Raw genomic sequence first — 25,711 nt, 5'->3', positions numbered from 1 at the left:
AGGAACGCATAATGACAATACACGCTGAACCCTGCTGGACCAGGCAGGAGATCCGTCAGCAGCCGCAGATGTGGCAGGAGACGCTGCACAACCTGCGCGCGCAGCAAACGGAGACAGACAATTTTCTGCAACCGCTGCTCGCGCTGCCCGGCCTGCGGGTGATACTGACCGGCGCGGGCTCCTCCGCCTTTATCGGCGATACGCTGGCGCCGATTTTGTCACGCACGTTACAGGTGCCGGTGATGTCCGTTTCCACCACCGATATCGTCAGCGATCCCGCTGGCTATCTGCCTGCGAATGGCCCGCTGCTGCTGGTTTCATTTGCCCGATCCGGCTCCAGCCCCGAAAGCATTGCGGCGCTTGAGCTGGCGGACAGCCGCAACGCCCACTGCCATCATCTGCTGATCACCTGCAATCCGCAGGGCGAGCTGTACCGCAGCTATCGCCCGCGTCCACGCGTGCTGGCGTTGCCGCTGCCGGAGAAAACCTGCGACCGCGGCTTCGCAATGACCAGCAGCATGAGCAGCATGATGCTGGCCTGCCTGCTGGCGTTTCATCGCATCGACGCGCAAGCCGTACAGGCGCTGTCGCAAAGTACCGCCTCGCTGCTGGAGACGCAGTTGGATTTCACCCGCTCGCCTTTACAACGCCGCGGCATAAAACAGGTTATCTGGCTGGGCAGCGGCGCGCTACAGGGCATCGCGCACGAAAGCGCGCTCAAGCTGCTGGAGCTGACCGCCGGACAGATAGCGGCTTTCCATGAGTCGCCGGTTGGCTTTCGTCACGGGCCGAAATCGCTGGTTAACGCCGCGACGCAGGTTATCGTGCTGATTTCCAACGATCCCTACACGCGCCGCTACGACCTCGATCTGCTGACTGAACTGCGGCGCGATCGCGTGGCCGCGCAGGTGGTAGCGCTGGCGGGCGCAAAAGCGGCAGAAATCGAGCAGGGCGAGCATCTCTATCTGCCTGAGGCAGAAACCTTCAGCGACAGTCAACTGGCGTTCGGCTTTCTGGTGATGGCGCAAACCTACGCGCTGGCGAGCGCCTTTGGCTTCGGCATGACGCCCGACAATCCGTCGCCGGAAGGGCGGGTAAATCGCGTGGTGCAGGGCATCAATATCTATCCGTGGAACGACGGGCAACAGAACTGAGGAAAAATCATGGCGATTATTTCAACAAAATATCTGCTGGCGCGCGCGCGGAAAGAGGGGTGGGCGGTGCCGGCATTTAACATTCATAACGCAGAAACCGTTCAGGCGGTAATGGAGGCGTGCCGTGAGCGCCGCTCTCCGGCCATTCTTGCCGGCACGCCAGGCACCTTCAAACACATTGCCTGTCAGGAGATGCTGGCGCTGGGCGGTACATATGCCCACAGCTTCGGCGTGCCGGGGATCCTGCATCTCGATCATCATGAAGACTATGACGATATCGTGATTAAGGTGAATGCGGGCGTCAGGAGCGCAATGATCGACGGCAGTCATCTGCCGTTTGAGGAGAACGTTGCGCTGGTTCGTCGGGTGGTGGCGTATTGCCATCTGCACGATTGCAGCGTGGAGGCGGAGTTGGGCCAGCTCGGCGGCATCGAGGACGATAAAAATGTCGATGCGGCCCACGCCTTTCTGACCGATCCGCAGCAGGCGGTCGCGTTCGTTGAGCGCACCGGTATCGACAGCCTGGCGGTGGCCATCGGCACCGCGCACGGTCTCTATGCGCAGCGGCCCAATATTGACTTCGCCAGGCTGGAAGAGATCGGCCAGCAGGTGAGTATTCCGCTGGTGCTGCACGGCGGCAGCGGCGTGCCCGATGAGGACGTGATGCAGGCTATCCGGCTTGGCATCGCGAAGGTCAACGTGGGCACCGAGTTGAAAATCGCTTTTGCCGCTGCGGTGAAAACGTGGTTTGCCGCTCACCCGGACGGCAGCGATCCGCGCTACTACATGCGCGAAGGAATGAACGCGATGAAAAAAGTGATCCATGAAAAAATCACCCTGTGCGGTTCTGAAGATCGTCTGAACCCCGGAGGTGCACTGTGATTTTCCTGGGCGTGGATGGCGGCGGCACCAAAACGGCGTTTGTGCTGCTCAACAGCGAGGGCGAGGTGCTGGCGCGGCATGAGGCCGCCACCTGCTACTATCTGAGCGTCGGCATGGAGAGCGCGCGCAGCGTGATTGCGAACGGCATCAGTGAAATCTGTTATCGCGCGGGCATTACGCCCGCCGATATCACCTACAGCTTTCTCGGTTTGCCTGCCTACGGCGAGGTTTCAGCCGATACCGCGACGCTGGACGCGCTGCCGCAGCCGGTGCTGGATGTCGCGCGCTATCGCTGCAACAACGACATGATCTGCGGCTGGGCGGCGAGCCTCGGCTGCAAGGACGGCATCAACGTGGTGTCTGGCACCGGTTCCATCGCCTACGGCGAGCGGTTGGGGCGCAGCGCCCGCTGTGGCGGCTGGGGAGAGCTGTTCAGCGACGAGGGCAGCGCTTACTGGATTGGCTGTCAGTCGCTGAATCTCTTTTCCCGCATGGCGGACGGCCGGCTGAAGAAAGATCTCTTTTACGATCTTATTCGTGAAAACTTTCCCTGTAATAACGATCTGGATATTTGCGATCTGGTCTTTAACCAGTGGAAAGGCGACCGGGGGAAAATTGCTTCGCTGGCACCCATTGCCTGCGAAGCCGCCGTTGCGGGCGATAAGCACAGCCGCGAAATATTTTTTCATGCGGCAAAAGAGCTGGCATTAATGGTCGATGCGCTGCGCGAATCACTGCAATTTACTCAGGACGAAAGAATCCGCGTTTCCTATTCCGGCGGCGTCTTTAAATGCGGTGACGTTATTCTTGAAGCCTTCGCCTATGAATTATCAAAACTCAACGGTAATTATCATATCAGCCTCCCTGAATATCATCCAGGGCTCGGGGCCGCTATTTATGCAGCAAAAATAAACGGTACGCCGCTCTCTGCACAGGCGCTGAAAAAAATTTCATTCGGAGGTTATGATGGGCAATAAATCCTGGATTGTTTATACCTTCATGGTCGTTATTACGTGGGGCGTCTGGGGTGCATTCAGCGCCTGGCCGACCACGCATTACGGCTATCCCGACCAGTGGATCTATATTATCTGGTCATTAACCATGTTGATCCCCTGTTATTTTTCATTGCGCGGTCAGCGCTTCGACCGATCCTTTACGGCGGTGCTGTATGGCTGCCTGATTGGCTTCACCGGCGCGGGCGGTCAGTTGCTGTTATTTAAAACGCTGGCGATGGGCGCGCCTGCCTATCTGGTTTTCCCTATTATTTCGATCTCGCCGGCTATTACCGTGTTGATGTCGCTGGTGATGCTGAAAGAGCGGGTCAATAAACCGGGCGCTATCGGCGTGACGCTGGCGCTGCTCTCGATTGTGACCTTCAGCATCAGCAGCAGCGACGGCGACAAGGGCACCGGGCTGCTGTGGCTGGTTTATTCAGTGATCATCTGCGCCGCCTGGGGCGTGCAGGCCTTCTTTATGAAGCGCGCCTCCAATCTTGGCGTCAGCGACAGCTCCCTCTTCGGTTATATGACGCTGACCGGCATTCTGCTGGCGCCGGTCGCGTGGCTGATGCTGGCCGATAAGGGCGCCAGCTATCCGGCGATGGCGACGGTGGCGACCGCGCTGATCCAGGTGCTGAACGCGGTGGGCGCGCTCTGCCTGGTGATGGCGCTGTCGCGCGGCAAAGCGACGATTATCGCACCCTGCACCAATGCATTAGCGCCGGTGTTAACCGCAGTGATTTCACTGATTGTCTATCAATCAATGCCCGGAACCTGGGCGCTGCTCGGTATTTTGCTGGCTATTTCCGGTTCGACGCTGATGGTCTATTCAGAAGAAAAACAAAATGCCGTGAAATTAACTGAACCTGTCTGACGCCTCTTTTTTTATTAATCGTTTCATTATTACTGTGTCAACACAGGGGCCAGCTGCGCTTATTCACTCAACCGGAGCCAGTTATTATGAAATTACGTTATGCCATTTTCTCTGTCGTACTGATCAGCGGTATAGCTTATGCAGAGCAGGAAAATAAAACGGCAACGGTCAGCGAAAAAACGTCTGAATCCGGTGCGAAGCTGGCGGAAACGCCGCCGATGGGCTGGTCGAGCTGGAACTATTACGGCGACAGAATAAATGAAAAGGTCATTATCGATACCATTGATAAGATGGTTTCAATGGGATTGCGCGAGGCGGGCTACCGCTATGTCAATATCGACGATGGCTGGCAAAAATATAAGGGATCGCGCGCCGAACATCCGTTGACATGGGATGAAAAGAAATTTCCGCGCGGCATAAAATATATTGCCGACTACGCGCACAGCAAAGGATTAAAGCTGGGCATTTACAGCGGGCCAGGCGATATGACCTGCGCAGGCTATACCGGTTCGGCAGGCCACGAGAAAGAGGACGCGGCTCAGTTTGCGTCCTGGGGCGTGGATCACCTTAAATATGACTCCTGCTGTAGCCACCAGCAGGCCGGTAAGGCGGTGCTGAAGAAGGTGTTTGGCGATATGTCCGCCGCGCTGGAAGCAACCGGTCGTCCGATGGTGTATCACGCCTGCCACTGCGGCTGGCAGAACATCTGGCAGTGGGGCGCGTCGGTTGGCGCTAATCAGTGGCGGATCGGGCAGGATATCAGCGATGATTTTAACTATCCGGGAAACCGTGAAGGTTACTATTTCGACGTGCTGGATATGATCGATCGCGGCGTCGGGCTGGAAAAATACAGCGGTAAAGGCCACTGGAACGACTACGACATGCTGATCATTGGCCTGCACGGCCATTCGCAGGAACTGGTTGGCACCGGCGCATCAGACACCGAATACCGTACTCACTTCAGCATGTGGTCAATACTCAGTTCGCCGCTATTAATAGGGGCCTCGCTCGACAACCTGACCGCTGAAGACATAACCACGTTGACCAATAAAGAAATTATCGCGCTGAACCAGGATCCGCTCGGCCTTCAGGCGAAACGTTACGTCAGTAACGGCGATCTGCAAATTTTCGCCAAACCGCTGGCAGACGGCTCGTGGGCGGTGGCGATGCTTAACCGCTCAGGTCAGACGGCTTCCATGTCGCTGAATATCCATCAGGATCTCGATCTGCCCTGGAAAAAAACGCGGGTGCGCGACCTGTGGCAGCACAGCGACAAGGGAACCGTTGAAGACAGCTATACCACGGAGGTGCAGTCCCATGAGGCCAAAATGCTGGTGATCCGCAGCGGATGGTGAGGTTGTAAGCCGCGCCGATGGGCGCGGCTTATTGCGTTAAGCTTTTTTCACCAGCACCACTTTGCCGATCATATTCCCCGCTTCAACCAGACGGTGCGCTTCTTTCAACGCGGCCGCGTCCATGCCGTCAATGCGGGTGGTTAACGTGTGTTTTATATCGCCTGCGTCAACCAGTTCGGCTACCCTGCGCAGCAGCGCGTGCTGGCGTTCAATTGTGCGCGTGGTGTAGATCGGCCGGGTATACATCAGCTCCCAATGAATGGAGATGGATTTGGATTTGAACGGCCCGATATCAAGGTTGACCGGATCGTCAATCAGCGCGAATTGCCCTTCGGCACGCAGCACGTCTGCAATTTGCGTCACGTAGGTCGCGCTGTCGTTCAGACCAATCACGTGCGTTACCGCCTGAATACCCAGATCGGCAAGCTGCGGCGCCCATGGCTGATGATGATCGATAACGTGATGCGCGCCATGCGCCAGTACCCACTCGCGTGTTTCTGCGCGCGACGCGGTGCCGATGATGGTCAATCCGGTAAGGCGGCGCGCAAGCTGGGTGAGGATCGATCCCACACCGCCCGCCGCACCGGTTATCAGCAGCACATTGTGATCGGTGGGATCGGCGGCGTGCGCCTGAAGCCGGTCGAACAGCAGTTCCCAGGCGGTGATGGTGGTCAGCGGCAACGAGGCGGCTTCGGCGAAGTCCAGCGAAGTCGGCATCGGCCCGACAATCCGCTCATCCACCGCGTGCAGTTCCATATTACTGCCCGGCCGGGTGATATCGCCCGCGTACCATACCTTGTCGCCCGGCCTGAAACGGGTGGCGTGCGGGCCGACGGCGCGCACAATACCCGCCGCGTCCCAGCCCGGAATGCGTGGCTGTCCGTCCGGGATGGTGCCTCCGCGACGCACCTTGGTATCAACCGGGTTGACCGACACGGCCATCACCTCGACCAGCAGGTCATAGTCGCGCAGTTCCGGCGTGGCGATCTCGACATCGACCAGTGCGTCAGCGTGGTCGACCGGGTGGTTCTGATAAAATCCAACGGCTTTCATAACGGTTTTCCTGTCGTGAGTCCGGCGCGGCGCGCCATGCAGCTTTACATCATGACTTTTTTCAAAGTACGGAAAAACACGCTATAAAGAAGAACACTTTCCGCGATTTGATGAAAATGATCCGACTTGATGATTTACAGATATTTGTTCAAACCGCCGATGCGGGCAGTTTTTCTGAAGCCGCGCGTCAGCTGAATATTTCGCCAGGTCGCGCCAGCAGCGCGATTCAGCGCCTTGAGGGCGCGCTTGGCGTATCGCTGTTGCTGCGCTCCACGCGCAGCATGCAGCTTTCTGAAAACGGCAAACAGTATCTGCCGCACGCGCGCGAGATGCTGGCGGCGTTAGCGAGAAGCCAGCAGGCGCTTGCGCTGGACCGCAGCACGCTCTCCGGGCGATTAACGCTGTCGGCACCGTCCGATTTTGGCCGAAATCTGTTGCAGCCCTGGCTCGACAGGTTTCAGCGTCAGCACCCGGAAGTGTCTCTACACCTGAAGATCAGCGATCGCGCAGCCGATCTGCTTCGACAGCCGCTGGACGTGGCGATCCGCTATGGCGAACTGCCCGATTCCGGCCTGATCGCCATGCCGATCGCCGGTAAAAACCGCCGTACGCTGTGCGCGTCGCCCGCGTATCTGGCGCGCTGCGGCAGGCCGGGGGAGGTGGGCGAACTTTTGCAGCACAACTGTCTGCGCTTTATCTGGAGCGAGCAGGTGCACGAGCGCTGGCGCTTTACGCCACCCACAGGTGAACAAACGGTGAGCGTCGCGGGAAACCGCATCAGCGATGACGCAGACGTGGTCAGACGTTGGGCCATCGCCGGGGAAGGCGTGGTCTATAAATCGCGGTTGGATGTGATTGAGGATATTGTTGCCGGCAGGCTGGTCGAACTGTTCCCTGGCAACTGGTGCGAACCTTCGCCGCTGCATCTGGTGTGTGCGCACCGTTCAAAAATGACGCCGCTGGTAGTGAAGCTGCTGGAATTTTTGCGGGAGAGCTGCCGCGCATTACAGGCGCGGCTGCCCGAAAGTGAGTAGAGGTCTGCGCGGTGCGGTCAGTTGCGCGGTTTCAGAACGTAGTGCGGGTGACGTCCGGCCAGCAGCAGCAGGTATTCATATTCGGTCTGGCGCAGCAGGCTGGCGTCCGCGCCCGTCGCTTCTTTGGTCTGCCAGCTGCGCAGGCTGAATCCAAACTGCTCGGCCGCTTTCTCCTGCGTAAGACCTGCCGCTATCCTTAGCTCCCTGACGTCGGCCGCGACAATGACGGGCCTTAATTTTGCTTTATTATTCAGAAAGCCTCCCACCGGTAGTTATGCCACGCGCGAATTTGTTCGCAACAATCGTGTGAGTATCAAAACAGCGTTTTACAGTAAAACATTTGTGTTAAGAAAAGTTAACCACTGCGACCATTATGTCAAGAAATTGACAGTATTATTTTCAGCGCTCACCGCGATGAAATTATTATCGATATTTGAACGCTATTGTTGATAAAATATTATATTTTTCAGTAAGTTGACGTAATTTATCTGATGCAGTCGTAAACATTCAGAAAATATCTGGTTAACCTGTTCCCGTTAGCGACAAAACCCCACCTTTTCGACAATATTCTGTCTTACAAAAAATCACATGTTCCGGAGGAGGGTGTTACGTCAAACGCTCATTACAGTATAAGGTAAACTGACAGATTAATATGTTGAATAACGCGTATTTTAACGTTGAAATCAGGAGAATGTATTGGCCGATCGGCGTAAACATTTATGTAATTGAAATTTTTGTTAAAGTGCGGCTGCGCCGTTTTACTGAAAATATATATTACTTATTCATTAGAGGCATAGCGATTTTCTGATGCCTTTCTTAACTGATTGGTGATGACAACAGGCAATAACAGGCCTATTATTATCCCGATAATTTATCGGAATATTCTCCTTCCCAAACGTTTTTTTCTAACGGTTATTATAAATTTACTTTTTATTTCACCCCATCCTTATGTTTGGGGGAGGACAGCATGTTAATGAATCTTGGCGGTGATGAGCCCCGCCGTATAAAAGCTCTCCAGGCGCTTCTTGCTCCCGACGAAAGCCGGGACGAGGTGCTACGGAAATTCGTCCAGCTGGCGAGCCAGGCGCTGGGGATCCCGGGGAGCTTTATTTCTGTCCTTGATGATGAGCATCAGTTTGTTCGCGCGTCACGTAATTTTGATCTTAAAGAGTCGTCACGCGATGACTCTTTATGTCGTCATGTGGTGGACAGCGACATTCCGGTCGTGGTACCCGATACGCTTCAGGACGCGCGCTTTGCTACCCATCCGCTTATTATTGGCGAGCCCTTTATTCGTTTTTATGCCGGCGTGCCGCTTAAAAATCGCGAACGTATCGTATTGGGCACGCTCTGCGTAACCGATACCCGCCCGCATACCTTCAGTACAGAACAGCTGGCCACGCTCAAACTGCTGGGCGAACTGGTGATGTCTTTTCTTGAAGCGTGGCACGCGGCGAGCTTTACCGATGTGGTCACCGGGCTGCCAAATCGTCAGCGGTTGATCCGCGATCTGCAATTTCTGGCCGCGGCTGGCGATACGACGTCGCGCAGGCTGGTGCTGATCGACTGTATTGATATGCCGCGCGCTTACGAGCTGGCCCGCTCAATGGGCATGCTGCCGGTCGAAAATTTACTGAAGGATATGGCGACGCTGCTGCCGCTGCGTCTGCGTCCGGGCGTTGATGACCGGTTTTATACCGTGGCAACCGGTCGTTTTGCTATTCTGACCGGTGCAAACAGCCGCCTCAGCGCCAGCTACGTGGCGACTGTACTACAGGGGATCAGTGCCGATCTGGAAGAGGGGATCTCCGTCGAACTGACGGCCTGGGCGGGCGAAACCGCTTTTACGCCAGGCAGTTTCCCCGCCCAGGAGATCCTCCGGCAGGGCGTCAGCGCGCTGCACGAGGCGATTGGGCAGGGCGTTTCGTCGATGAGCTTTAATGAAAGCTTCGATGCCAGCCGCACGGACGATTTTCTGTTGATGAACGATTTGTCCGTCGCGCTGGAGAAGAATGAAGGGCTCTATCTGGTTTATCAGCCGAAAGTCTGTTTGCGGACCGGCGTCCCGTTGGGGCTGGAGGCGCTGATCCGCTGGAAGCATCCCACCAGAGGCGAGCTTTCGCCCGCGATGTTTATCCCCCTTGCTTCGCAGACAAACCTGGTGTCTGCATTAACCGAATGGGTGATCAACAGCGTCATTACTCAACAGAAAGCGTGGCGTGGTACCTCTATCAGCCTGCCGATCTCAGTTAACGTCAGCGAAGTGGATTTTGCCCGCGAAGGTTACGCTGACTACCTGGAAGACAAAATGATCAAGGCCGGATTGCCCACCGCTTTGCTGGGCATTGAGTGCATGGAGACGGAGAGTATTCTTGAAAGCCCGGCAGCGCTGAAGGGGCTGGAGATGCTGAAGCTGCGCGGTTTTGCGCTGTCGCTGGATGATTTTGGCATTGGCTACAGTAATATCAGCTACCTGCGCAGAATGCCGCTGGATGTGATCAAGCTGGATAAGTCGTTAATCAGCGAACTTTCTTCCGATACCGCCTCGCGCATTATTGCCAGAAGTATCATTAAAATGCTGAAAGATCTGGATTATACCGTACTGGCCGAGGGCGTGGAGAATGCGGAAATTGTTTCAACCCTGCGGCAATACGGCTGCGATCAGGCCCAGGGCTTCTTCTACTCTAAGCCGCTGCCGGTAGAGGAACTTCAGAGCTGGCTCTCCTGGAAACTACGCGATCGGCTCTACGGATAATGTCTTCACGCGGCTTCGGCCGCGTCAATCCTCACGCTCTGCCCCGCGCAATCCCCTGTTTTTTACCCGCTTTTTTATTCCTTATCATCGATCGCTCAGCCTGTTACGCCTGGGTGCAACTTAACACTCTTCCTGACCGTGACAATCACCTTTATTCACGTTTTCCGCGTGTTTATCAAAATCCTGAAAAGTTCCTTAATAAATTTTTACACGAGTAATAAAAAGGATTATATTTCGCATTCTCATTTGCGTTCGCGTGCGAAGCAGGTTTGAGCCCGTCATCATCGACCTTTTTTATGCGTCGCTCAGATGAATTTCACCTTATTAATTAGCGTGTTTCGGAGGTAGTTTTGTTCACAACTCCACGATTTAACCGGGAAAAGCGCGCTGGCAACGCCGCATCATCTTATATCGCCACCCCCTGTTCACTTACCGCCGTACTGGTCGCCGTGGTGCTTCAGTCGACGTTTGCACAGGCGGCTGAAACGAATAAAGAACAAACGTTAACGGTAAACGCTGATGCGTCAGCAGCGAGCGCTGGCGAGACGGCTGCCACAGATTACAGCGTGCCGGTTACCCGTGCCGGTACCAAAATGGATCTGCTTGCCCGCGACATTCCGCAGTCCGTCAGCATCATCAGCAAGCAGCGCATGGAAGACCAGCAGCTTCAGTCGGTCGGCCAGGTGCTGAACAACACCACTGCCATCATGGAAAACGTGGCTGATATGGATCGTCGTACCTACTATTCACGCGGCTTCCTGATCGACAACTATATGGTCGACGGCATTCCTACCGTTTTTGAACCGCGCTGGAATCTGGGTGATGCACAGTCCGACAGCGCCCTTTATGAGCGTATCGAAGTGGTGCGTGGCGCAACCGGCCTGATGACCGGGCCCGGCAACCCTTCGGCCGCTGTCAATATGGTGCGTAAGCATGCCGACAGCCGTGAATTTACCGGCAACGTTTCCGCGACCTGGGGAAGCTGGAACAAGCAGCGCTACGTGGCCGATCTCTCCACCCCGCTGAATCAGGAAGGCACGGTGCGCGGTCGTCTGGTTGCGGGCTGGCAGGACAACAACAGCTTTATTGAGCGTTACGGCGCGGACAAAAAATTTATTTATGGCGTGGTTGATGCCGACTTAACCGATGCCACCACGCTGTCGGTGGGCTACGAGTTTCAGCAGACCAATGCCGACAGCCCGACGTGGGGCGCTGTGCCGCGCTGGTACGTTGACGGCAGCCAGACCGATTTCCGTCGCGGCTTCAATACTGCACCGGACTGGACCTATAACAATAAAGAGAGCAAGAAGACCTTTGTGACGCTGAAGCAAACCTTCGCGGACAACTGGCAGCTCACGCTGAACGGCACCCATAACGAAACGCTGCTCGACAGTAAGATGATGTATATCGACGGCTTCTTCGATAAAAACAGCGGGCAGGGCGTATCGGGCTATGCGGGATATCCCGTGGTGGGCGGAACGGGCTACAACACCGGCAAGCGCAAGGTGGATGCGGTTGACGCCTACGTCAACGGACAGTATGAGCTGCTGGGTCGCCAGCACGAGTTGATGCTGGGGGCAAACTACACCAAACAGCAAAATACCTATCACGGCACCTTTGAAAATATCTCTTCCGAAATGCTCGGCAACTTTAATGATTTCGACGGTCAGTTCCGTGAAACGGACTGGGGCCAGCGCAGCACCTCTCAGGATGATACGATCCGTCAGAAATCTGCCTATCTGGCTACCCGTATTTCGCTGGCCGATCCGCTGCATCTGATTCTGGGCGCGCGCTACACCCGCTGGAACGCGCACACCATGACGGAAGAGGTGGAGAAAAACAATATTACGCCCTACGGCGGTCTGATTTATGACATTGATGATAACTGGTCGGCCTACGCCAGCTATACCTCAGTTTTCCAGCCGCAGACCTGGCGTGATATCAACGGCAGCTATCTGTCGCCCGCCGTCGGTAAAAACTACGAAGCAGGTCTGAAGTCCGACTGGTATAACAGCCGACTGACCACCACGCTCTCCGTATTCCGCATTGAGCTTGATAACGTGGCGCAGAGCACCGGCCGCATCATTCCGGGCACGACGGATACCGCCTATGAAGGTAAGGACGGCACGGTAAGCCGTGGTATCGAATTCGAAGTTAACGGCGCGCTGACCGACAACTGGCAGATGACCGTGGGCGGCACGCGCTATATTGCCGAAGACGGCGACGGCGAGGCCTACAATCCGACTCTCCCGCGCACGCAGCTTAAGTTGTTTACCAGCTATCGCCTGCCCATGCTGCAACAGCTTACGCTGGGCGGCGGCGTGAACTGGCAGACGCACGTTTGGGATAACGTCAGCGCACCGGAAGGTAACGGCACCTGGCGCGCGGAGCAGGGCAGCTATGCGCTGGTTAACCTGTTCGGTCGCTATCAGCTTACTAAGCAGTTAACGTTACAGGGAAACATCAACAACCTGCTGGATAAAGAGTACGACACCAACCTCGGTAGCGGCATTGTTTATGGCGAACCGCGCAATGTTTCGGTCACCGCCAGCTATAAGTTCTGATTGACCAGAATGGCTCCGCTTCGGAGCCATTTTTGGCTGGTCTGGCAGCCTGTAGCGCGTCAACGATCTTATTGATCTGCCTTGCATAGATCCCAGGCAGACATTACCAACGTTACAGAATTATTCATATCAGCCAGAGCAATACCATCGCGTGCCAGCGTGGACAAACCCAGTAAGAACGCATCAAAGGTGGTTGTCAGCGCATGGACATCCGTGCTTTCGCAGAGTTCACCGCTGTCAATCCCGCGCCGGATATTGTGGGTAATACCTGCACGCGTATGCTCACGTGATTTCGCCAGCGGTTCGGTGACGGATGCATGTTCTGCCGAAGTCGCACTCATCACGCCTAAGCCAACCATGCAACCCTTCGGATGATCGTTCTCACACTGCATGCTGGCTGAAAGCCGTAACGTCGTTTCAATAGCGCTTCGCGGTGGCAGGGAGTTATCCCATAACGGCTCCGTCACCCGCCCGTAGGTTGACAGATAACGCTGAACGCACTCCCGGAAAAGCGCCTCTTTTGAACCAAAGGCAGCGTAAAAGCTGGGGGCGGAAATACCGTTATTGATACCCGCTTTCAGCAGGCTCAGCGACGTTGATTCATAACCCTTTTCCCAGAAAAGGTACATCGCCTCGTTAATGGCTTTATCGCGATCAAACGTTCTTGGGCGTCCCATTGTCGCCATGGCTCACTCCAGTCAAAAAAGCAGGTATGAGAGTATTATACCAAACGATATATAAATCGTTGACAAAAAGTTTGCGCGGCACTAATGTACCAATTGGTACATAATAGCCTGAGCAGAATTTATGAATACGCAAAATACCCTCCCTCTTCACCAGAAAGCTGAGGTTTCGGCCCCCCATCCGTCAAAAGAAGCGCCGCTTCCCATCGGCGCGCTGTTGGCGCTGGCGATGACGGGCTTCATCTGCATCATCACTGAGACGCTGCCTGCCGGGCTGTTGCCGCAAATGGCATCGAGCCTGAAAGTATCGCACGCCTTAACAGGACAACTGGTAACCGCCTATGCGATGGGATCGCTTCTCGCGGCCATCCCGCTAACCATTGCCACGCAGGGATGGCGCCGCAGGAACGTGCTGTTATTCACCATCGTGGGTTTTCTTCTCTTCAATTCGATCACCGCATTCTCCGCAAACTACGGATTAACCTTAACTGCGCGATTCTTTGCGGGCGTGGCCGCAGGCCTGGCATGGAGCCTGCTGGCAGGCTATGCGCGTCGCATGGTGGCGGTGAGTCAACAGGGAAAAGCCATGGCGATAGCGATGGTGGGCACGCCGGTCGCTTTATCGCTGGGCGTACCGCTTGGAACCTGGTTGGGGGCAGTCATCGGCTGGCGCAGCGCATTCGCCGGGATCTCCGCCCTGACGTTGATGCTGATTATCTGGGTGCTTGCCAAAGTGCCTGATTACCCCGGTCAGGCCAGCCATGAACGCCTGCCTCTTTACAGGGTTTTTCGCACGCCGGGCGTCAGGCCGGTACTGAGCGTGGTGATCGCCTGGATGCTGGCTCACAACATTCTTTATACCTTCATTGCGCCCTTCGTCGCACAGGCCGGGCTGGGCGCCCATGTGGATGTGGTGCTGCTGGTGTTTGGGCTGGCAGCGCTTATTGCCATCGGCATCACCGGGCGCGTGATTGACCGCCACCTGCGTATCAGCGTGCTGGCGAGCCTGGCCACCTTTGCCGCTGTCTCTTTGCTGTTCGTCTGGGTGTCACAGATCCCGGCAGTGATTTACACGGGCGTGGCGATTTGGGGATTAACCTTCGGCGGTGCGGCGACGTTGCTTCAGACGGCGCTGGCGGATACCGCAGGTGAGGGCGCTGATATTGCCCTGTCGATGAATGTCGTGGCATGGAACAGCGCGATTGCTGGCGGAGGCATCGTTGGCGGCCTTTTGCTGGATAACTGGGGAGCACAGGCGTTTTCGCCCGTGTTGTTCATTCTTCTGATGACTGCCTTTCTTATCGCATGGCTGTCGCGCAAACGGGGCTTCAGGCCAGGGTTGCGGCAGGTTGATATCAAAAAGTAATCATGCTGTTAGTTGCGTTTCCCTTCTCTTTTACAGGAAAAATTATGTTTAAACGTGTAGCGCTCTCTCTGTCTGCTCTGTTTGCATTGCTGGTGGTATCACCCTCTTTCGCCAGCAATGAGTTCCCTGTCCCGTCAGGCTTTACCAGCGAGTACAAAGTCATTGACGGCGTGCGTCTCCATTACGTTAAGGGAGGCCAGGGGCCGCTGGTCTATCTGGTACATGGCTTCGGTCAGTCCTGGTATGAGTGGCATCGTCTGATGCCTGAACTGGCTAAAAGCCACACTGTCGTCGCCCCCGATCTGCCGGGACTCGGCGAATCGGACGTGCCGCCTTCTTACCGGGCCACCGATGTCGCCTCGCTGCTATACAAGCTCGCGTTGCAGTTCAACGGTAACCGGCCCTTTGATTTGGTATCCCATGATATCGGGAACTGGAATACCTATCCTTTTGTTGTAAAACATGAAAATAACCTGCGCCGTGTTATTTTCATGGAGGCGCCTATACCGGATGAAAGCCTCTATTCTTTTCCGGCCTTTACCCCTGAAGGCGAGTCGCTGGTATGGCATTTCAGCTTTTTCACCGCCAGAAACGACCTTGCGGAAACGCTGATTGCAGGGAAGGAACGCCTGTTTTTTGAACACTTCATTAAAGAGCACGCGACCAATAAAGCGGTATTCACCCCGCAGTTGCTTGATCTGTATGCCCGCTCCTATGCCAAACCGCACAGCCTTCACGCCGCTTTTGAGTATTACCGCGTTCTTAATCAGGGCGTTGAGGATAACAAAGCGTTGTCACGGACCAAAATTTCGTTGCCGGTGCTGGCGATTGGCGGAGGCGGCCACGGCGGAATGGGAACGTATCAAATCGAACAGATCGGTCACTTTGCAACCAACGTGACAGGTAAAGTTCTTACAGGGTGCGGCCACTGGCTACCGGAAGAGTGCCCCGCGCAGCTTAACAATGCGGTTATGTCATTCCTCAATGCGCAATAAGTTGCGCTGGCCGACATGGCAGGAGAAAAAAGATGAATATGAATGCACCGGTAACCATCTATGTCACCTACCAGGGTGATTCTCAGAACCGTTTTGACAGGGAATATTACGTAAATGGACATCTTCCGCTGGTGATGAAAGCGTGGCGTCAGTACGGGCTTCTCAGTGCAGCCGCATTTTTTCCGGCAGCGGAGCAGGCCGGAACCATCGCCCTCTGTGAATGCATCTTCCGGGATGAGAAAGCAGCGGAAACAGCTTTTGCCTCTCCGGAATCGACTGAAGTTATGGCAGACGTTTCACGATTTACCGATATCTCGCCCGTACGGGCTCGCGCCCTTCAGGGTTGACGTTCACAAAGGAAAAAAATGCAAAAACATCAACATTACGCGCCCTGGACTGAAGCAGTGCCACGCACGATTCGGCGCGGGCATTTCTGGATCCCCGGTGAACGAATTGCACAGAACGGCCTGACGTATCAACGCGGCCCGATGTATGTGGAATGGGAAGCGCCAGAGGTAGTGAGCATGCCGTATCCCGTTGTGCTGATGCATGGCGGCGGGTTTCAGGGTACGGAGTGGTTTGACACGCCGGATGGCAGGCCTGGCTGGGCACAGCGGTTTGTAGAGAAGGGGTATGCGGTGTTGGTCATCGACCGACCCGGACACGGCCGCTCGCCCTTCCACGTAGAGACGCTTGGCGAAATGGGGCCGCCATTTTCGTATGAGGGCGGACAGCATATCTATTTTCCGCAGAGCGATGAACGTCATACCCAATGGCCTTTTTCCCCGGACGATCCTGACGCCATGGACGAATTTATTGCCGGCTATGGCCCCTTACCCAAAGATCTGGCGCTTTCACAGACCCTGGATGCAGATCGCGTGGCGGTTCTACTGGATCGCATTGGGCCTGCCATTCTTGTGACGCATTCTGCATCGGGCCCGGACGGCTGGCTGATAGCGGATCGTCGGCCAGAACAGGTAAAGGCCATTGTCGCTATCGAGCCGATGGGGCCACCCTTTGCGGAAATCCCCAATATTGGGTTACTGGCGTGGGGCATAACGGCAGCGCCGATGCGCTTCGATCCGCCGGCTGTCAGCGCCGAGGCCGTGCGTGATGCGCAGCCGGGCAGCTTAAGATTACCGTCTTTAACCGGTTTGCCGATTCTGATTGTTACCGCAGAAGCGTCGGCGTTTGCAGCTGCCAGCCCGCCGACTGCGTCTTTTCTGAACGCGGCAGGGGCATCGGCAGAGCTACTGCATCTGGCGGATCGGGGTGTGTATGGCAACGGACATGGATTGATCTACGAAAAGAACTCTGATGAGGCGCTGCTGCCGGTTCTGCAATGGCTGCAAAATAGTGTTTGAAAACCGGGCCGCACGGTTTGGCACGGCAGGGAAGAGACGTCAGGCAGCGGTTGTTTAAACGCTTTCTACTCTGTTTCTCAACCCGTTTCTGCACGTTAACCTGCGTCAGGGTCAGAAACATGGCTTCAGCGTTTTCAACGGCGATAGCGCCTGACAGGCTTATCTTTCATCTTAAAAATCCCCACCGTAAATAAGGCTTAAAAGAACACCCGCCTGACGTTGATATAACGCTCAGGTGGGTGCCGCAATTATTGTGAAAGCAGTCACAAAATCGTTATCGGTTAATTCGCCCTGTTAACAAGAAAACCACAAAATTAGCCTGCCGCCTGAAAATTCAATTAAAACAAAATATTAAGTAAAAATAGTATTCGTCGCCTGAAAAAAATAAGTGATTCAGATCACAAAAATAAGCTCATAAAAGCCCTGTCAAGAGAGGCTCTAAAGTTAATTCGTTGCGTTTTTGTGACGCGGTTCAAAAAAATTAATCCTGCCATCATTACTCTAAATTCCATATTCACGAATAATTTAGCTGAGGTCGTCGATGAAAATTGGACTGGTAATAAGCGGAGGCGACGTCAGCGGTATGAATAACTTTCTGTTCCAGATTAACAGGATGATTGAATCGGACATTATCGTTTTTGATGGCGGCATTAATGGTTTGATTGATAACCGAGCGAAAGAGATCTCGCGCCGCGATCTGGTCGACTATTCAATCTCGTCGGTGCCTTTACTCTCTTCAGGCAGAAAAGAAGACAAATGTAAAAAGTCGGATTATGACAGGATCATAAAAAATATCCGGCAAAAGAAAATTGATTGCCTGATTATGGGCGGCGGCGATGGTTCATTTCAGTTTTTAAAAACACTCAGCAGCTATGGTGTGAATTGCTATGGCGTAGGCATGACCATCGATAATGATATCACCGGGAACGATTATACCATCGGGTTTTCAACCGCCTGTGAACAGGTAATAGGCGAAGTCGGGAAATTACGTAATACCGGACGGGGCCTGCCGGGCCGCGTATTTATGATTGAACTGCTTGGCGGCTACTGCGGTGAACTGACACTACAGGCTGCGTTAAAAAGCAATGCCGATATTGCGCTTATTCCGGAATCGCCATGGGATATTGATGCGCTGGCGAAAAAAATCACTGACAAAATTGAAGTGCAAAACAGCGTCATTATTTTATGTTCTGAAGGTTACACCAAAGAATATACGCCGGGCTTCCAGGGCGCGATTGATACCATGATTGGAAAACTGGAACATAAAATCGGTATCAGGATCAGAAAAACCATCCTGGGATACGGATTAAGAAATGGCACACCAACCGGAGAGGAGATTATTCAGGGCGCGATACTGGCTGAAGAAGTGGTCAGGTGTATTCATAGCGGACTGACCAATAAAATAATTGTCATTAACAACAATAATAAAGCAATACCACTCGATCTTGAAAACTCTGACAAACGTTTAGTTGATGAAGATAGTAACCTCTACAAACTGGCTAAATTAAACAACCTTATCTGAGGTAATAATATGCTTAAAGTACTCTGCGTATGTGGCTGCGGCCTCGGCTCAAGCTTTGCTATTGAAATGAGCGCAAAATCCGTTTTGCAAAATTTAGGCATTGATGCCGATATCGATCACACCACGGTATCGGAAGCATCATCCTACAAATATGACATTATTCTTACGCAAAAGATGTTTGCAGATATTTTGACATCTGACGCCACTGAGGAAAATAAGAGAAAGGTAATCATTCTAAATAAGTTAACTGACAAAAAAGAAATTGAAGAAAAAATCCTCGCTTATATGAATTCAAACTGATAATGAGGTGTTAAGTGGACGCTATTATTCATTTTATTGTTAAGGATTTTTTAGGCCAGGCATCCATATTAATTGCATTGATCGCGATGCTTGGATTGATCCTGCAAAAAAAATCTGTCGGGAAAACAATAGAAGGGACGTTTAAGACCCTGCTGGGTTTCCTGATCATGATGGCAGGTATCAATATCATTGTCGCCGCGTTGACCTTCCTCAATGATATTTTTACCCACGGTTTTGGTATGCAGGGATACATTACCGATGTCGCAGCCATTGCCGGTGTGGCTAACCGGGAGCTGGGTTCAGAAGTTGCGCTCACTCTGTTAGTCATTTTTGCGGTCAACATTATCATCGCGCGCATCACGCCATTCAAATACATCTTCCTGACCGGTCAGGCGCTGTTGTGGATGGCAACGATCGGCACCGTTATAGGTTATAAAGCGGGACTGACCGGCGCCACGCTGATCCTGACCGGCGGTATTTTTGGCGGTGTCATGGCCGTACTGATGCCCGCTATCGCCCAGCCGGTTGTGCGCAAAATTACCGGTTCGGACGACGTCGCGCTGGGCCATTTCTGTACCATTGGCTATCTGGTTCAGGCCGCCGTTGCGCGCGTGATTGGCAAAAACTCGCGCTCAACCGAAGATTTAGAGCTGCCCGATAACTTTAAATTTTTACAGGATACCTATCTGTCGATGGCGGTAATTATGGTGCCGATGTATATCATCCCCGCCATATTTGCCGGCCCTGAATATATTGGTCAGTTCTCTGGCGAAACGAACTACATCATGTATTCATTTATGCAGTCGATGCAGTTCGTGGCGGGCGTGTTTGTTCTCTATAGCGGTGTGCGTCTGCTGTTGAATGAACTGGTACCGGCCTTCCGCGGCATTGCCATGCGCCTGGTGCCAAACGCTAAACCGGCCCTCGATTGCCCGGTATTGTTCCCCTACGCGCCGAATGCCGTGGTTGTGGGCTTCCTCGCCACCACGGTGGGCTCAATTATTGGCATGATCGTCTTCCCGATGTTTGGTCTTGCCATGATCCTGCCGGGCCTGCTGACCAATTTCTTTGCGGGTGGCGCCGCAGGCGTATTTGGCAATGCGCTGGGAGGAAGAAAGGGAGCCATGATTGGCGGTGTCATTCATGGATTATTTATCACTTTCTTACCCGCTATTTTAGTACCGCTCCTTGAAACCTTCGGCTTTAAAGGCGTGACCTTCAGCGATTCCGACGTTATCAGTACGGGTTTAGTTCTCGGCCATGCCTTCCAGCATGACTGGCCGTTTGTCCTGGGTTTTATTGTTTTTGTCATTGCACTTGTCTGGTTCGTCAACAGAAAACTGAATGACTGAATCAGTATCCAATAATGGCAGGCAACAAAAGAATCATAAAGTGATGAGGAGACCCTATGTTTGCAAAATTAAAACAGATGTTTAATTCGCAAGCCCCGGAAGAGGAGCAGGGGAATAATGAAGAGGCAGAAAGGATTGAAGCCGAACTCTCCGTGCTTGAAGCTGAATTAGAAAAGAATCCCTCAAACGGTGATGTTCAAAAAAATCTGATGGTGAAGTATAACCAGGCCATAAAGATTTTTTCAAAGAACAAACGGTATCGTCAAAAAGTCGATGATTTATTCTTAAAGATGGATGAATTAAGAAATACCATCCGCAAAAATATATGAGGTGTTATGAGTATTAAAGAGTTTTTTTCTCAGAACGAATATATTCAGGTTCGGATGGATCTTGACTCATGGGAAGACATCATTAAGCAGGCGGCGAAGCCATTGATCAATGGTGGCTTCATCACTGCTGAATATCCAGAAGCCGTTATCAGCAACACCCTGGAGTTTGGCGCATATTATGTGTTTGATGAAGGCATTGCGATACCGCATGCAAGGCCCGAATGTGGGGTGATTAAAAATTGTTTTAGCATGATGACGCTTGCCAAACCGGTGTCATTTAAAGGCAGTGAACCGGCAGATATTATTGTTATGTTTGCCGGCGTCGACAGTGATTCACATATTACCGACGGTATCGCATCAATAGTCAATTTGCTTGAACAGGAAGAGACGCTGTCTCAGATCAGACGAGCCACAACAATTGGTGAAATTCTCAGGTTACTATGAAAAAACTGATTTTAGTTAATGGAATACCGGCATCCGGTAAGAGTTCCGTGACAAAAACGCTTTCTGAATACTTTAATCTTCCCGTATTAAGTATCGATGAGATTAAAGAGCCCTTCATGGTTCAGTTCGCGGATGTTATTGACAGGCCACTGAATCGTAAACTTGGCTATGCGGCCTATGAAGCGATGTTCAATATTGTAAAAGGATCACCGCCGGATGCGGTATTCGTTATGGACGCCTGGTTTGGCTTCAGAGATAAAACGATTTTAACGGATTATCTCACGATGAGCGGCTGCGAAAAAACGCTGGAAATATGGAATCAGGTTTCGCCCGCCCTTGTGGCAGAAAGATATAAGCAACGCTGTCACTGCCGAGTTAAAGGGCATCCCGGTGAGGAATATATACCTGAGTTGATGACCTTGGCTGAAAAAGCACAGCCTATGGCGCTGGGCGACGTATTTACTCTCAATCACGATCGAGGGAGTAACAGCGCCGACCTTATTCCATGGGTGGAAAAACATCTTAATTAATCCTGACTTCGTGATAAACAATTTAATGAGGAAAGAGTAATGAATAAAATGACAACAGCAGAACGCCGTGGCTATCAGATGATTTGCGATGCGACAGGTTCAATGATGGTTGTGGCCTGCGATCAGCGCGGCGGAATGAGAACATTGCTGGCACCCACCGCTGAAGAGCAGGCCAAAATCAGTAATGAGACGCTGGGTAAAACCAAATATGATATTACCCGTTATCTGGCGTCAGAAGCGGGTTGCGTATTAGTCGACCCTATTTGCGCCGTCCCCGGCATTGTTGATGAAGGGGTTGTACCGCGCAATACAGGCCTGCTGGTCGGTCTTGATGCGTCCGGCTGGGATACGTCGTCAGAAGGCTATCGTATCTCTAAAATGGTGGAAGGCATCACGGCCCGTAAAGTACGCGAACTGGGCGCGACGGGCGGCAAGATCATGATCTATTTACGTATGGATACGCCGGAAGCCAACACCGCTAACCTGGCGACGCTGCGCGAAGTCATCGCTGATTTTGCCCGTGAAGACCTGTTCCTGGTGGTGGAATTCCTGACTTATCAACTTGAGAATGAAAGTAAAGAAGAATACCAGCGTAAAATTCCTCAGCTTATTGAAGAGGGCTGTAAAGCCTGTATTGAGTGCGGTTCAAAAGTGCTGAAGATCCCTTACCCTGGAACAGAAGAAGCCTGCGCCAACGTCACAAAAATTTGTGGTGATATTCCCTGGGCGGTGCTTTCTGCCGGTGTCGATCACGCCACGTTCCTGAAGCAGGTTGATATCTCTCTCAGAAACGGCGCCTCAGGCGTTATCGCCGGACGTTCATTGTGGAAGGATTGTATTTCACTTGACCGTAATGTCTCTAAAGAGAAACTTTCTTCTGTTGCGGTATCGCGACTGCGTGATATTCAGCAGCTTTTAGTGAAATACAGAAAAGAGCTTGTCAGCGCGTAATCAGATCTTCTGGCCACCGGCGCGGTTTGCCGTGTGGCCAGCTAACAATGGAGTGAACGCAATGAAGCGCAGTACAGATTTGGTTATTTTTGATTGTGATGGCGTGCTGGTTGATTCTGAAATCATCGGTATTGAGTTAACCCTCGCTTTATTGAATCAACACGGGGCAAAAATCGGTATTGAGGAGTTCACCAGTCGCTATAGCGGACTGGCATGGGATGAACTGATAACTAAAATCCAGTCGGAGAAAGAGATCGCTATTCCTGCCACGGTTCACCAGCAGTTTTATCCCTTATTAATGGCTGCTTTCGCCGAACGACTGGTAAGGATCGCCAACACCGTTGAAATCATCAGTGAAATCCCGCTTAAAAAATGCATCTGCTCAAACTCAGGCTCAGCGCAGTTAGATTATATGTTGTCGCTGACCGGCCTGAAGGATCTGTTTTCTCCCCACATCTATTCGGCTGTTGATCTGGGCCCGGGCCGCAGCAAACCTCAGCCGGATATTTTCCTGCATGCGGCCCGTGAGCTGAATGCCGCGCCGGAAAACACGCTGGTAATTGAAGATTCAGTGCATGGCGTGATTGCGGCCAAAAAAGCCGGCATGTATGCAATTGGCTTTACCGGCGGCGCGCACACCACGCCGGACCATCAGCAACGGCTTACCGCTGCCGGTGCAGACGTGGTGATTCATGCTATGACGTTGCTGCCTGGGGAAATTGCGCGTTTTGCACGCTGATAAGTCTTACCTGTCAATGGTCAACCTGCGTTCAGGCTCTGACGCGTAAGAATGATTGTCCCGGCTCGAAACCGGGAACGTGACAACTCAGGTTCTGTTTATTAAATAAGGGATTTTCCAATAAAAAAATATTATCGGTAGACTTTTCTGTCTCTCCATCTCGTCCTTTTTTATGCGCTCTGCCGCATAATTCCCTGATAATAATATTGGGTTTGTTCCCCCACTGTACTGCGGATTTATTCCCATCATTTCCTGAGTAACACGTTAATCCGGCTCATCGGAAGCCATCTTAGTGGCAACATCCTTGACGGCAAGTACTGAGGTTCCTGCCTTCGCACCCATAACCTCACTCCGGCATCTTCCACGCAGAAAGCATTTCAAGGGCGCTGCCGTAGTTACCCGTAGCCTCGGCAGTGCGTAAGAATTTAGCGCGTTCAACGATGATTTCATCAGGGGTGGGGTCTGCATACAGAAGGTCGAGCGTCTCATTGAGGAAGTCATCCAGGGGCATGGCCTGTTCGTCACTTTCCTGACCGAACAGCGTGGTGCGCACACCAGGCGGAACTAACTCAATCACGCGCACAGGGGTATCGGCGAGTTGAACCCGCAAACTTTCAGTGAAGGCATGAACGGCCGCCTTTGTGGCACTATAGGTCATCGCAAGGGGCAACGGTACAAACGCCAATGAGGAACTGACATTGATGATGACGCTGTCGTTCTTTTGAGTCAGTTGGGGTAAGAACGCGTAAGTCATACGAATGGTGCCAAGGAGGTTGATCGCGACGGTCTGCTGCGCAATCTCCACTGAATCCGGATCCAACGCATTTTCGCTCAACATGACGCCGGCGTTGTTGATGACAACATTCAGGTCGGGGTATCGCAATGCCGCAATTTCGCTCGCCTGAATAACAGACCTGGCGTCAGCAATATCGAGTTCAAGGGCCTCAATGCCAGGATAATCGCTTGTGATTTGATCAAGTAAAGCCTTGCGTCGGCCCGCTACAATAACCTTGTTGCCTGCCTCGTGAAAGCGCACCGCAAGGCCTAACCCTATACCCGATGTGGAACCCGTAATGAGGATCGTATTACCTGAAGTTTTCATATGTTTCTCCGGTTTGATTAAAAGGGTAGTATGATAAGCGGACAGGTGTCCGTTAAGGCGAAATTTAACGGACAATTGTCCGCTTAGCAAGTTTTAATGTTTTTGATCGGAGGACTGGTGACACAGCAACAAAAGATGGAGCGCCCGGCGCGCGCTGACGCGCAGCAAAATCGCGAACGTATTCTGTCGGTTGCGCTTCAGGAATTGACCGTTTCCGCAGACGTGCCGCTCACGACGATTGCGAAGAAGGCAGGCGTGGGACAAGCCACTTTTTATCGTCATTTTCCGTCACGAGAGGTATTAGTGATGGAGGTTTATCACTATGAGATGTTGCAGGTTACTCAATATGCAGAGCACCTGCTCCAGACGCTCACGCCCGATCGGGCATTACGTGAGTGGATGAATCGCCTTGCCGAATACGCCATGACCAAAGCTGGCCTGGCTAAAGCAATTCGTGAGGTATCGCTCGCGCGGGACTGCTCGGAAAATGCGGGCTATGCGCCCGTGATCGCTGCCGCCCAACTGCTGCTCGATGCAAATGTGAAAGCCGGGACCATCCACGCCGGTGTTACCACTGACGACTTCTTCCTGGCCATTGCGGGTATATGGCAGCTTGATTTTAATGACGAATGGCAACCGCGGCTCGCCTGGCTCATCGACATCGTTATGGCGGGGCTGCGCGCAGGGGCGCCGCAACGTGCTGTTTCTCCGTAGGCCGTTATCAGGCTCGCTTTACGCCAGCGCAGATTGATTTCATCGCTGCGCTGAATCTCAGTGCCACATAGGGCGGCAAGAGTCAGCCAGACCCTTATCAGTCCTGTTTTTAATAGCCGGGCACGTCCTCTGATCCAGGCCCCGGATCGCTTTTCAATGATGCGATACCAGGGAAGCAGCGACCTGTTCTGCGCTTATGGGGCCATCCGGGAATGACGAGCATATTGGCGGACACGCTGACCTGACAGATGACGCGAGGTCAATGGAAAGGGGAGCCCGTCTTCGCTAAATACAATGGCTGCTCAGGGGCTTTGTCGGATGATCGGCTAGCGGATGACTTAAAGCATACATCGAAGTAAAGGGTATTAAAGAAAGGAGAGAGTAACAGCGAGAGAAGCGCTTATGTCCAACGAACTGATGGGGGATCAACATCAACAAGTATCGCAAACGCCCGTCAGTTTTTTTAACCTCTGACCAACGTGCTTTGAAAGTGGTGCCCGGACTCGGAATCGAACCAAGGACACGGGGATTTTCAATCCCCTGCTCTACCGACTGAGCTATCCGGGCAACGGGCCGCATTAAACCTTACTGTCTGAATGGCGTCAATGGCTTTATCACGGAAACGTAATCAGTTGCGCTCTTTTCAATCAT

General features: G+C 53.1%; 25 protein-coding genes and 1 tRNA gene. 21 read left to right on the top strand and 5 right to left on the bottom strand.

Annotated features, from left to right (window positions below; genetic code table 11):
- Positions 1–11 precede the first annotated feature (11 nt).
- From FA91_RS15100 to FA91_RS15080, 5 genes are all read left to right on the top strand, one after another.
- Positions 12–1,154, top strand: a complete 1,143-nt coding sequence (locus FA91_RS15100; RefSeq protein ID WP_034916932.1) for an SIS domain-containing protein — start codon at positions 12–14, stop codon at positions 1,152–1,154.
- A 9-nt stretch (positions 1,155–1,163) separates the two neighbouring features.
- Positions 1,164–2,036: a tagatose bisphosphate family class II aldolase gene (locus FA91_RS15095; RefSeq protein WP_034916931.1), complete on the top strand. Its 873-nt coding sequence runs from the start codon at positions 1,164–1,166 to the stop codon at positions 2,034–2,036.
- Positions 2,033–3,013 carry a BadF/BadG/BcrA/BcrD ATPase family protein gene (locus FA91_RS15090; RefSeq protein ID WP_156103091.1) on the top strand — a complete coding sequence of 327 codons (981 nt, stop codon included), beginning with the start codon at positions 2,033–2,035 and terminating at the stop codon, positions 3,011–3,013. The genes FA91_RS15095 and FA91_RS15090 overlap by 4 nt, the downstream gene beginning before the upstream one ends.
- Positions 3,003–3,908 carry a DMT family transporter gene (locus FA91_RS15085; protein ID WP_231566777.1) on the top strand — a complete coding sequence of 302 codons (906 nt, stop codon included), beginning with the start codon at positions 3,003–3,005 and terminating at the stop codon, positions 3,906–3,908. Before FA91_RS15090 ends, FA91_RS15085 begins: the two co-directional genes overlap by 11 nt.
- 86 nt (positions 3,909–3,994) lie before the next feature.
- Positions 3,995–5,263: a glycoside hydrolase family 27 protein gene (locus FA91_RS15080; RefSeq protein ID WP_051937214.1), complete on the top strand. Its 1,269-nt coding sequence runs from the start codon at positions 3,995–3,997 to the stop codon at positions 5,261–5,263.
- 36 nt (positions 5,264–5,299) lie between these two features.
- On the opposite strand, the gene FA91_RS15075 is transcribed toward FA91_RS15080, so the two are convergent.
- A complete protein-coding gene (locus FA91_RS15075) occupies positions 5,300–6,316 on the bottom strand; it encodes a zinc-binding alcohol dehydrogenase family protein (protein WP_034916927.1) in 1,017 nt (338 codons plus the stop codon).
- Positions 6,317–6,432: 116 nt separating this feature from the next.
- On the opposite strand from FA91_RS15075, the gene FA91_RS15070 reads away from it, so the two are divergent.
- Entirely contained in the window at positions 6,433–7,350 is a 918-nt protein-coding gene (locus FA91_RS15070) for a LysR family transcriptional regulator (RefSeq protein WP_034919397.1), read from the top strand.
- A gap of 17 nt (positions 7,351–7,367) precedes the next feature.
- Here FA91_RS15070 and FA91_RS15065 read toward each other — a convergent pair whose 3' ends face one another.
- On the bottom strand, positions 7,368–7,616 hold the full coding sequence (locus tag FA91_RS15065; RefSeq protein ID WP_152601422.1) for a transcriptional regulator: 249 nt from the start codon (positions 7,614–7,616) through the stop codon (positions 7,368–7,370).
- 701 nt (positions 7,617–8,317) lie between these two features.
- Between FA91_RS15065 and FA91_RS15060 the strand changes: the two genes are divergently transcribed.
- Both FA91_RS15060 and fhuE read left to right on the top strand, forming a co-directional pair.
- The gene (locus tag FA91_RS15060; protein ID WP_034916925.1) at positions 8,318–10,105 is read left to right on the top strand and encodes a GGDEF and EAL domain-containing protein; all 1,788 of its coding nucleotides are present in this window, start codon (positions 8,318–8,320) and stop codon (positions 10,103–10,105) included.
- Positions 10,106–10,455: 350 nt separating this feature from the next.
- Complete coding sequence (fhuE, locus tag FA91_RS15050) at positions 10,456–12,669, top strand: ferric-rhodotorulic acid/ferric-coprogen receptor FhuE (RefSeq protein WP_082212596.1); 2,214 nt, start codon at positions 10,456–10,458, stop codon at positions 12,667–12,669.
- A gap of 68 nt (positions 12,670–12,737) precedes the next feature.
- On the opposite strand, the gene FA91_RS15045 is transcribed toward fhuE, so the two are convergent.
- Positions 12,738–13,355 carry a TetR/AcrR family transcriptional regulator gene (locus tag FA91_RS15045; protein WP_034916921.1) on the bottom strand — a complete coding sequence of 206 codons (618 nt, stop codon included), beginning with the start codon at positions 13,353–13,355 and terminating at the stop codon, positions 12,738–12,740.
- A 226-nt stretch (positions 13,356–13,581) separates the two neighbouring features.
- Between FA91_RS15045 and FA91_RS15040 the strand changes: the two genes are divergently transcribed.
- The 12 genes from FA91_RS15040 to FA91_RS14985 all read left to right on the top strand — a co-directional run bounded on the left by FA91_RS15040 (position 13,582) and on the right by FA91_RS14985 (position 23,244).
- Positions 13,582–14,718 (top strand): MFS transporter, encoded by a 1,137-nt coding sequence (locus tag FA91_RS15040; RefSeq protein ID WP_231566809.1) that lies wholly within the window; start codon positions 13,582–13,584, stop codon positions 14,716–14,718.
- Between the two features lie 44 nt (positions 14,719–14,762).
- Positions 14,763–15,713 (top strand): alpha/beta hydrolase, encoded by a 951-nt coding sequence (locus FA91_RS15035; protein WP_034916917.1) that lies wholly within the window; start codon positions 14,763–14,765, stop codon positions 15,711–15,713.
- A 32-nt stretch (positions 15,714–15,745) separates the two neighbouring features.
- Positions 15,746–16,060, top strand: a complete 315-nt coding sequence (locus FA91_RS15030) for an EthD family reductase (RefSeq protein WP_034916916.1) — start codon at positions 15,746–15,748, stop codon at positions 16,058–16,060.
- A gap of 18 nt (positions 16,061–16,078) precedes the next feature.
- Positions 16,079–17,077, top strand: a complete 999-nt coding sequence (locus FA91_RS15025; protein ID WP_051937212.1) for an alpha/beta hydrolase — start codon at positions 16,079–16,081, stop codon at positions 17,075–17,077.
- Between the two features lie 541 nt (positions 17,078–17,618).
- Positions 17,619–18,599, top strand: a complete 981-nt coding sequence (locus FA91_RS15020; RefSeq protein WP_034916915.1) for a 6-phosphofructokinase — start codon at positions 17,619–17,621, stop codon at positions 18,597–18,599.
- 9 nt (positions 18,600–18,608) lie between these two features.
- Entirely contained in the window at positions 18,609–18,899 is a 291-nt protein-coding gene (locus tag FA91_RS15015; RefSeq protein ID WP_034916913.1) for a PTS sugar transporter subunit IIB, read from the top strand.
- Positions 18,900–18,913: 14 nt separating this feature from the next.
- A complete protein-coding gene (locus FA91_RS15010; protein WP_034916910.1) occupies positions 18,914–20,251 on the top strand; it encodes a PTS sugar transporter subunit IIC in 1,338 nt (445 codons plus the stop codon).
- Between the two features lie 56 nt (positions 20,252–20,307).
- On the top strand, positions 20,308–20,580 hold the full coding sequence (locus tag FA91_RS15005; protein WP_034916909.1) for a hypothetical protein: 273 nt from the start codon (positions 20,308–20,310) through the stop codon (positions 20,578–20,580).
- A 6-nt stretch (positions 20,581–20,586) separates the two neighbouring features.
- Positions 20,587–21,024 carry a PTS sugar transporter subunit IIA gene (locus FA91_RS15000; RefSeq protein ID WP_034916907.1) on the top strand — a complete coding sequence of 146 codons (438 nt, stop codon included), beginning with the start codon at positions 20,587–20,589 and terminating at the stop codon, positions 21,022–21,024.
- Complete coding sequence (locus FA91_RS14995) at positions 21,021–21,554, top strand: ATPase AAA (RefSeq protein ID WP_034916905.1); 534 nt, start codon at positions 21,021–21,023, stop codon at positions 21,552–21,554. The genes FA91_RS15000 and FA91_RS14995 overlap by 4 nt, the downstream gene beginning before the upstream one ends.
- Before the next feature lie 39 nt (positions 21,555–21,593).
- Complete coding sequence (locus tag FA91_RS14990; RefSeq protein ID WP_034916903.1) at positions 21,594–22,505, top strand: tagatose-bisphosphate aldolase; 912 nt, start codon at positions 21,594–21,596, stop codon at positions 22,503–22,505.
- 61 nt (positions 22,506–22,566) lie between these two features.
- On the top strand, positions 22,567–23,244 hold the full coding sequence (locus tag FA91_RS14985; RefSeq protein WP_034919389.1) for an HAD-IA family hydrolase: 678 nt from the start codon (positions 22,567–22,569) through the stop codon (positions 23,242–23,244).
- Positions 23,245–23,590: 346 nt separating this feature from the next.
- Here FA91_RS14985 and FA91_RS14980 read toward each other — a convergent pair whose 3' ends face one another.
- The gene (locus FA91_RS14980) at positions 23,591–24,346 is read right to left on the bottom strand and encodes an SDR family NAD(P)-dependent oxidoreductase (RefSeq protein ID WP_034916901.1); all 756 of its coding nucleotides are present in this window, start codon (positions 24,344–24,346) and stop codon (positions 23,591–23,593) included.
- Between the two features lie 117 nt (positions 24,347–24,463).
- Between FA91_RS14980 and FA91_RS14975 the strand changes: the two genes are divergently transcribed.
- Complete coding sequence (locus FA91_RS14975) at positions 24,464–25,060, top strand: TetR/AcrR family transcriptional regulator (RefSeq protein WP_034919386.1); 597 nt, start codon at positions 24,464–24,466, stop codon at positions 25,058–25,060.
- A 491-nt stretch (positions 25,061–25,551) separates the two neighbouring features.
- On the opposite strand, the gene FA91_RS14970 is transcribed toward FA91_RS14975, so the two are convergent.
- Positions 25,552–25,627: transfer RNA gene (locus FA91_RS14970), tRNA-Phe, on the bottom strand.
- Positions 25,628–25,711 lie beyond the last annotated feature (84 nt).

The organism is Erwinia sp. 9145, from assembly GCF_000745075.1.
Taxonomy (GTDB): domain Bacteria; phylum Pseudomonadota; class Gammaproteobacteria; order Enterobacterales; family Enterobacteriaceae; genus Erwinia; species Erwinia oleae.
The sequence above is the reverse complement of the archived record's forward strand: the minus strand, read 5'-3'. Positions and strand labels throughout refer to the sequence as shown.

Excerpts from the sequence above, each read along its gene's own strand:
- FA91_RS15070 (WP_034919397.1), top strand. The coding sequence starts at position 6,433 with ATGATCCGACTTGATGATTTACAGATATTTGTTCAAACCGCCGATGCG.
- FA91_RS15080 (WP_051937214.1), top strand. The coding sequence starts at position 3,995 with ATGAAATTACGTTATGCCATTTTCTCTGTCGTACTGATCAGCGGTATA.
- FA91_RS15075 (WP_034916927.1), bottom strand. The coding sequence starts at position 6,316 with ATGAAAGCCGTTGGATTTTATCAGAACCACCCGGTCGACCACGCTGAC.
- FA91_RS15000 (WP_034916907.1), top strand. The coding sequence starts at position 20,587 with ATGAGTATTAAAGAGTTTTTTTCTCAGAACGAATATATTCAGGTTCGG.
- FA91_RS15020 (WP_034916915.1), top strand. The coding sequence starts at position 17,619 with ATGAAAATTGGACTGGTAATAAGCGGAGGCGACGTCAGCGGTATGAAT.
- FA91_RS15005 (WP_034916909.1), top strand. The coding sequence starts at position 20,308 with ATGTTTGCAAAATTAAAACAGATGTTTAATTCGCAAGCCCCGGAAGAG.
- FA91_RS15085 (WP_231566777.1), top strand. The coding sequence starts at position 3,003 with ATGGGCAATAAATCCTGGATTGTTTATACCTTCATGGTCGTTATTACG.
- FA91_RS15015 (WP_034916913.1), top strand. The coding sequence starts at position 18,609 with ATGCTTAAAGTACTCTGCGTATGTGGCTGCGGCCTCGGCTCAAGCTTT.
- FA91_RS15100 (WP_034916932.1), top strand. The coding sequence starts at position 12 with ATGACAATACACGCTGAACCCTGCTGGACCAGGCAGGAGATCCGTCAG.
- FA91_RS14995 (WP_034916905.1), top strand. The coding sequence starts at position 21,021 with ATGAAAAAACTGATTTTAGTTAATGGAATACCGGCATCCGGTAAGAGT.
- FA91_RS15025 (WP_051937212.1), top strand. The coding sequence starts at position 16,079 with ATGCAAAAACATCAACATTACGCGCCCTGGACTGAAGCAGTGCCACGC.
- FA91_RS14985 (WP_034919389.1), top strand. The coding sequence starts at position 22,567 with ATGAAGCGCAGTACAGATTTGGTTATTTTTGATTGTGATGGCGTGCTG.
- FA91_RS14980 (WP_034916901.1), bottom strand. The coding sequence starts at position 24,346 with ATGAAAACTTCAGGTAATACGATCCTCATTACGGGTTCCACATCGGGT.
- FA91_RS15040 (WP_231566809.1), top strand. The coding sequence starts at position 13,582 with ATGACGGGCTTCATCTGCATCATCACTGAGACGCTGCCTGCCGGGCTG.
- FA91_RS15035 (WP_034916917.1), top strand. The coding sequence starts at position 14,763 with ATGTTTAAACGTGTAGCGCTCTCTCTGTCTGCTCTGTTTGCATTGCTG.
- FA91_RS14990 (WP_034916903.1), top strand. The coding sequence starts at position 21,594 with ATGAATAAAATGACAACAGCAGAACGCCGTGGCTATCAGATGATTTGC.
- FA91_RS15095 (WP_034916931.1), top strand. The coding sequence starts at position 1,164 with ATGGCGATTATTTCAACAAAATATCTGCTGGCGCGCGCGCGGAAAGAG.
- FA91_RS15030 (WP_034916916.1), top strand. The coding sequence starts at position 15,746 with ATGAATATGAATGCACCGGTAACCATCTATGTCACCTACCAGGGTGAT.
- FA91_RS15060 (WP_034916925.1), top strand. The coding sequence starts at position 8,318 with ATGTTAATGAATCTTGGCGGTGATGAGCCCCGCCGTATAAAAGCTCTC.
- FA91_RS15045 (WP_034916921.1), bottom strand. The coding sequence starts at position 13,355 with ATGGCGACAATGGGACGCCCAAGAACGTTTGATCGCGATAAAGCCATT.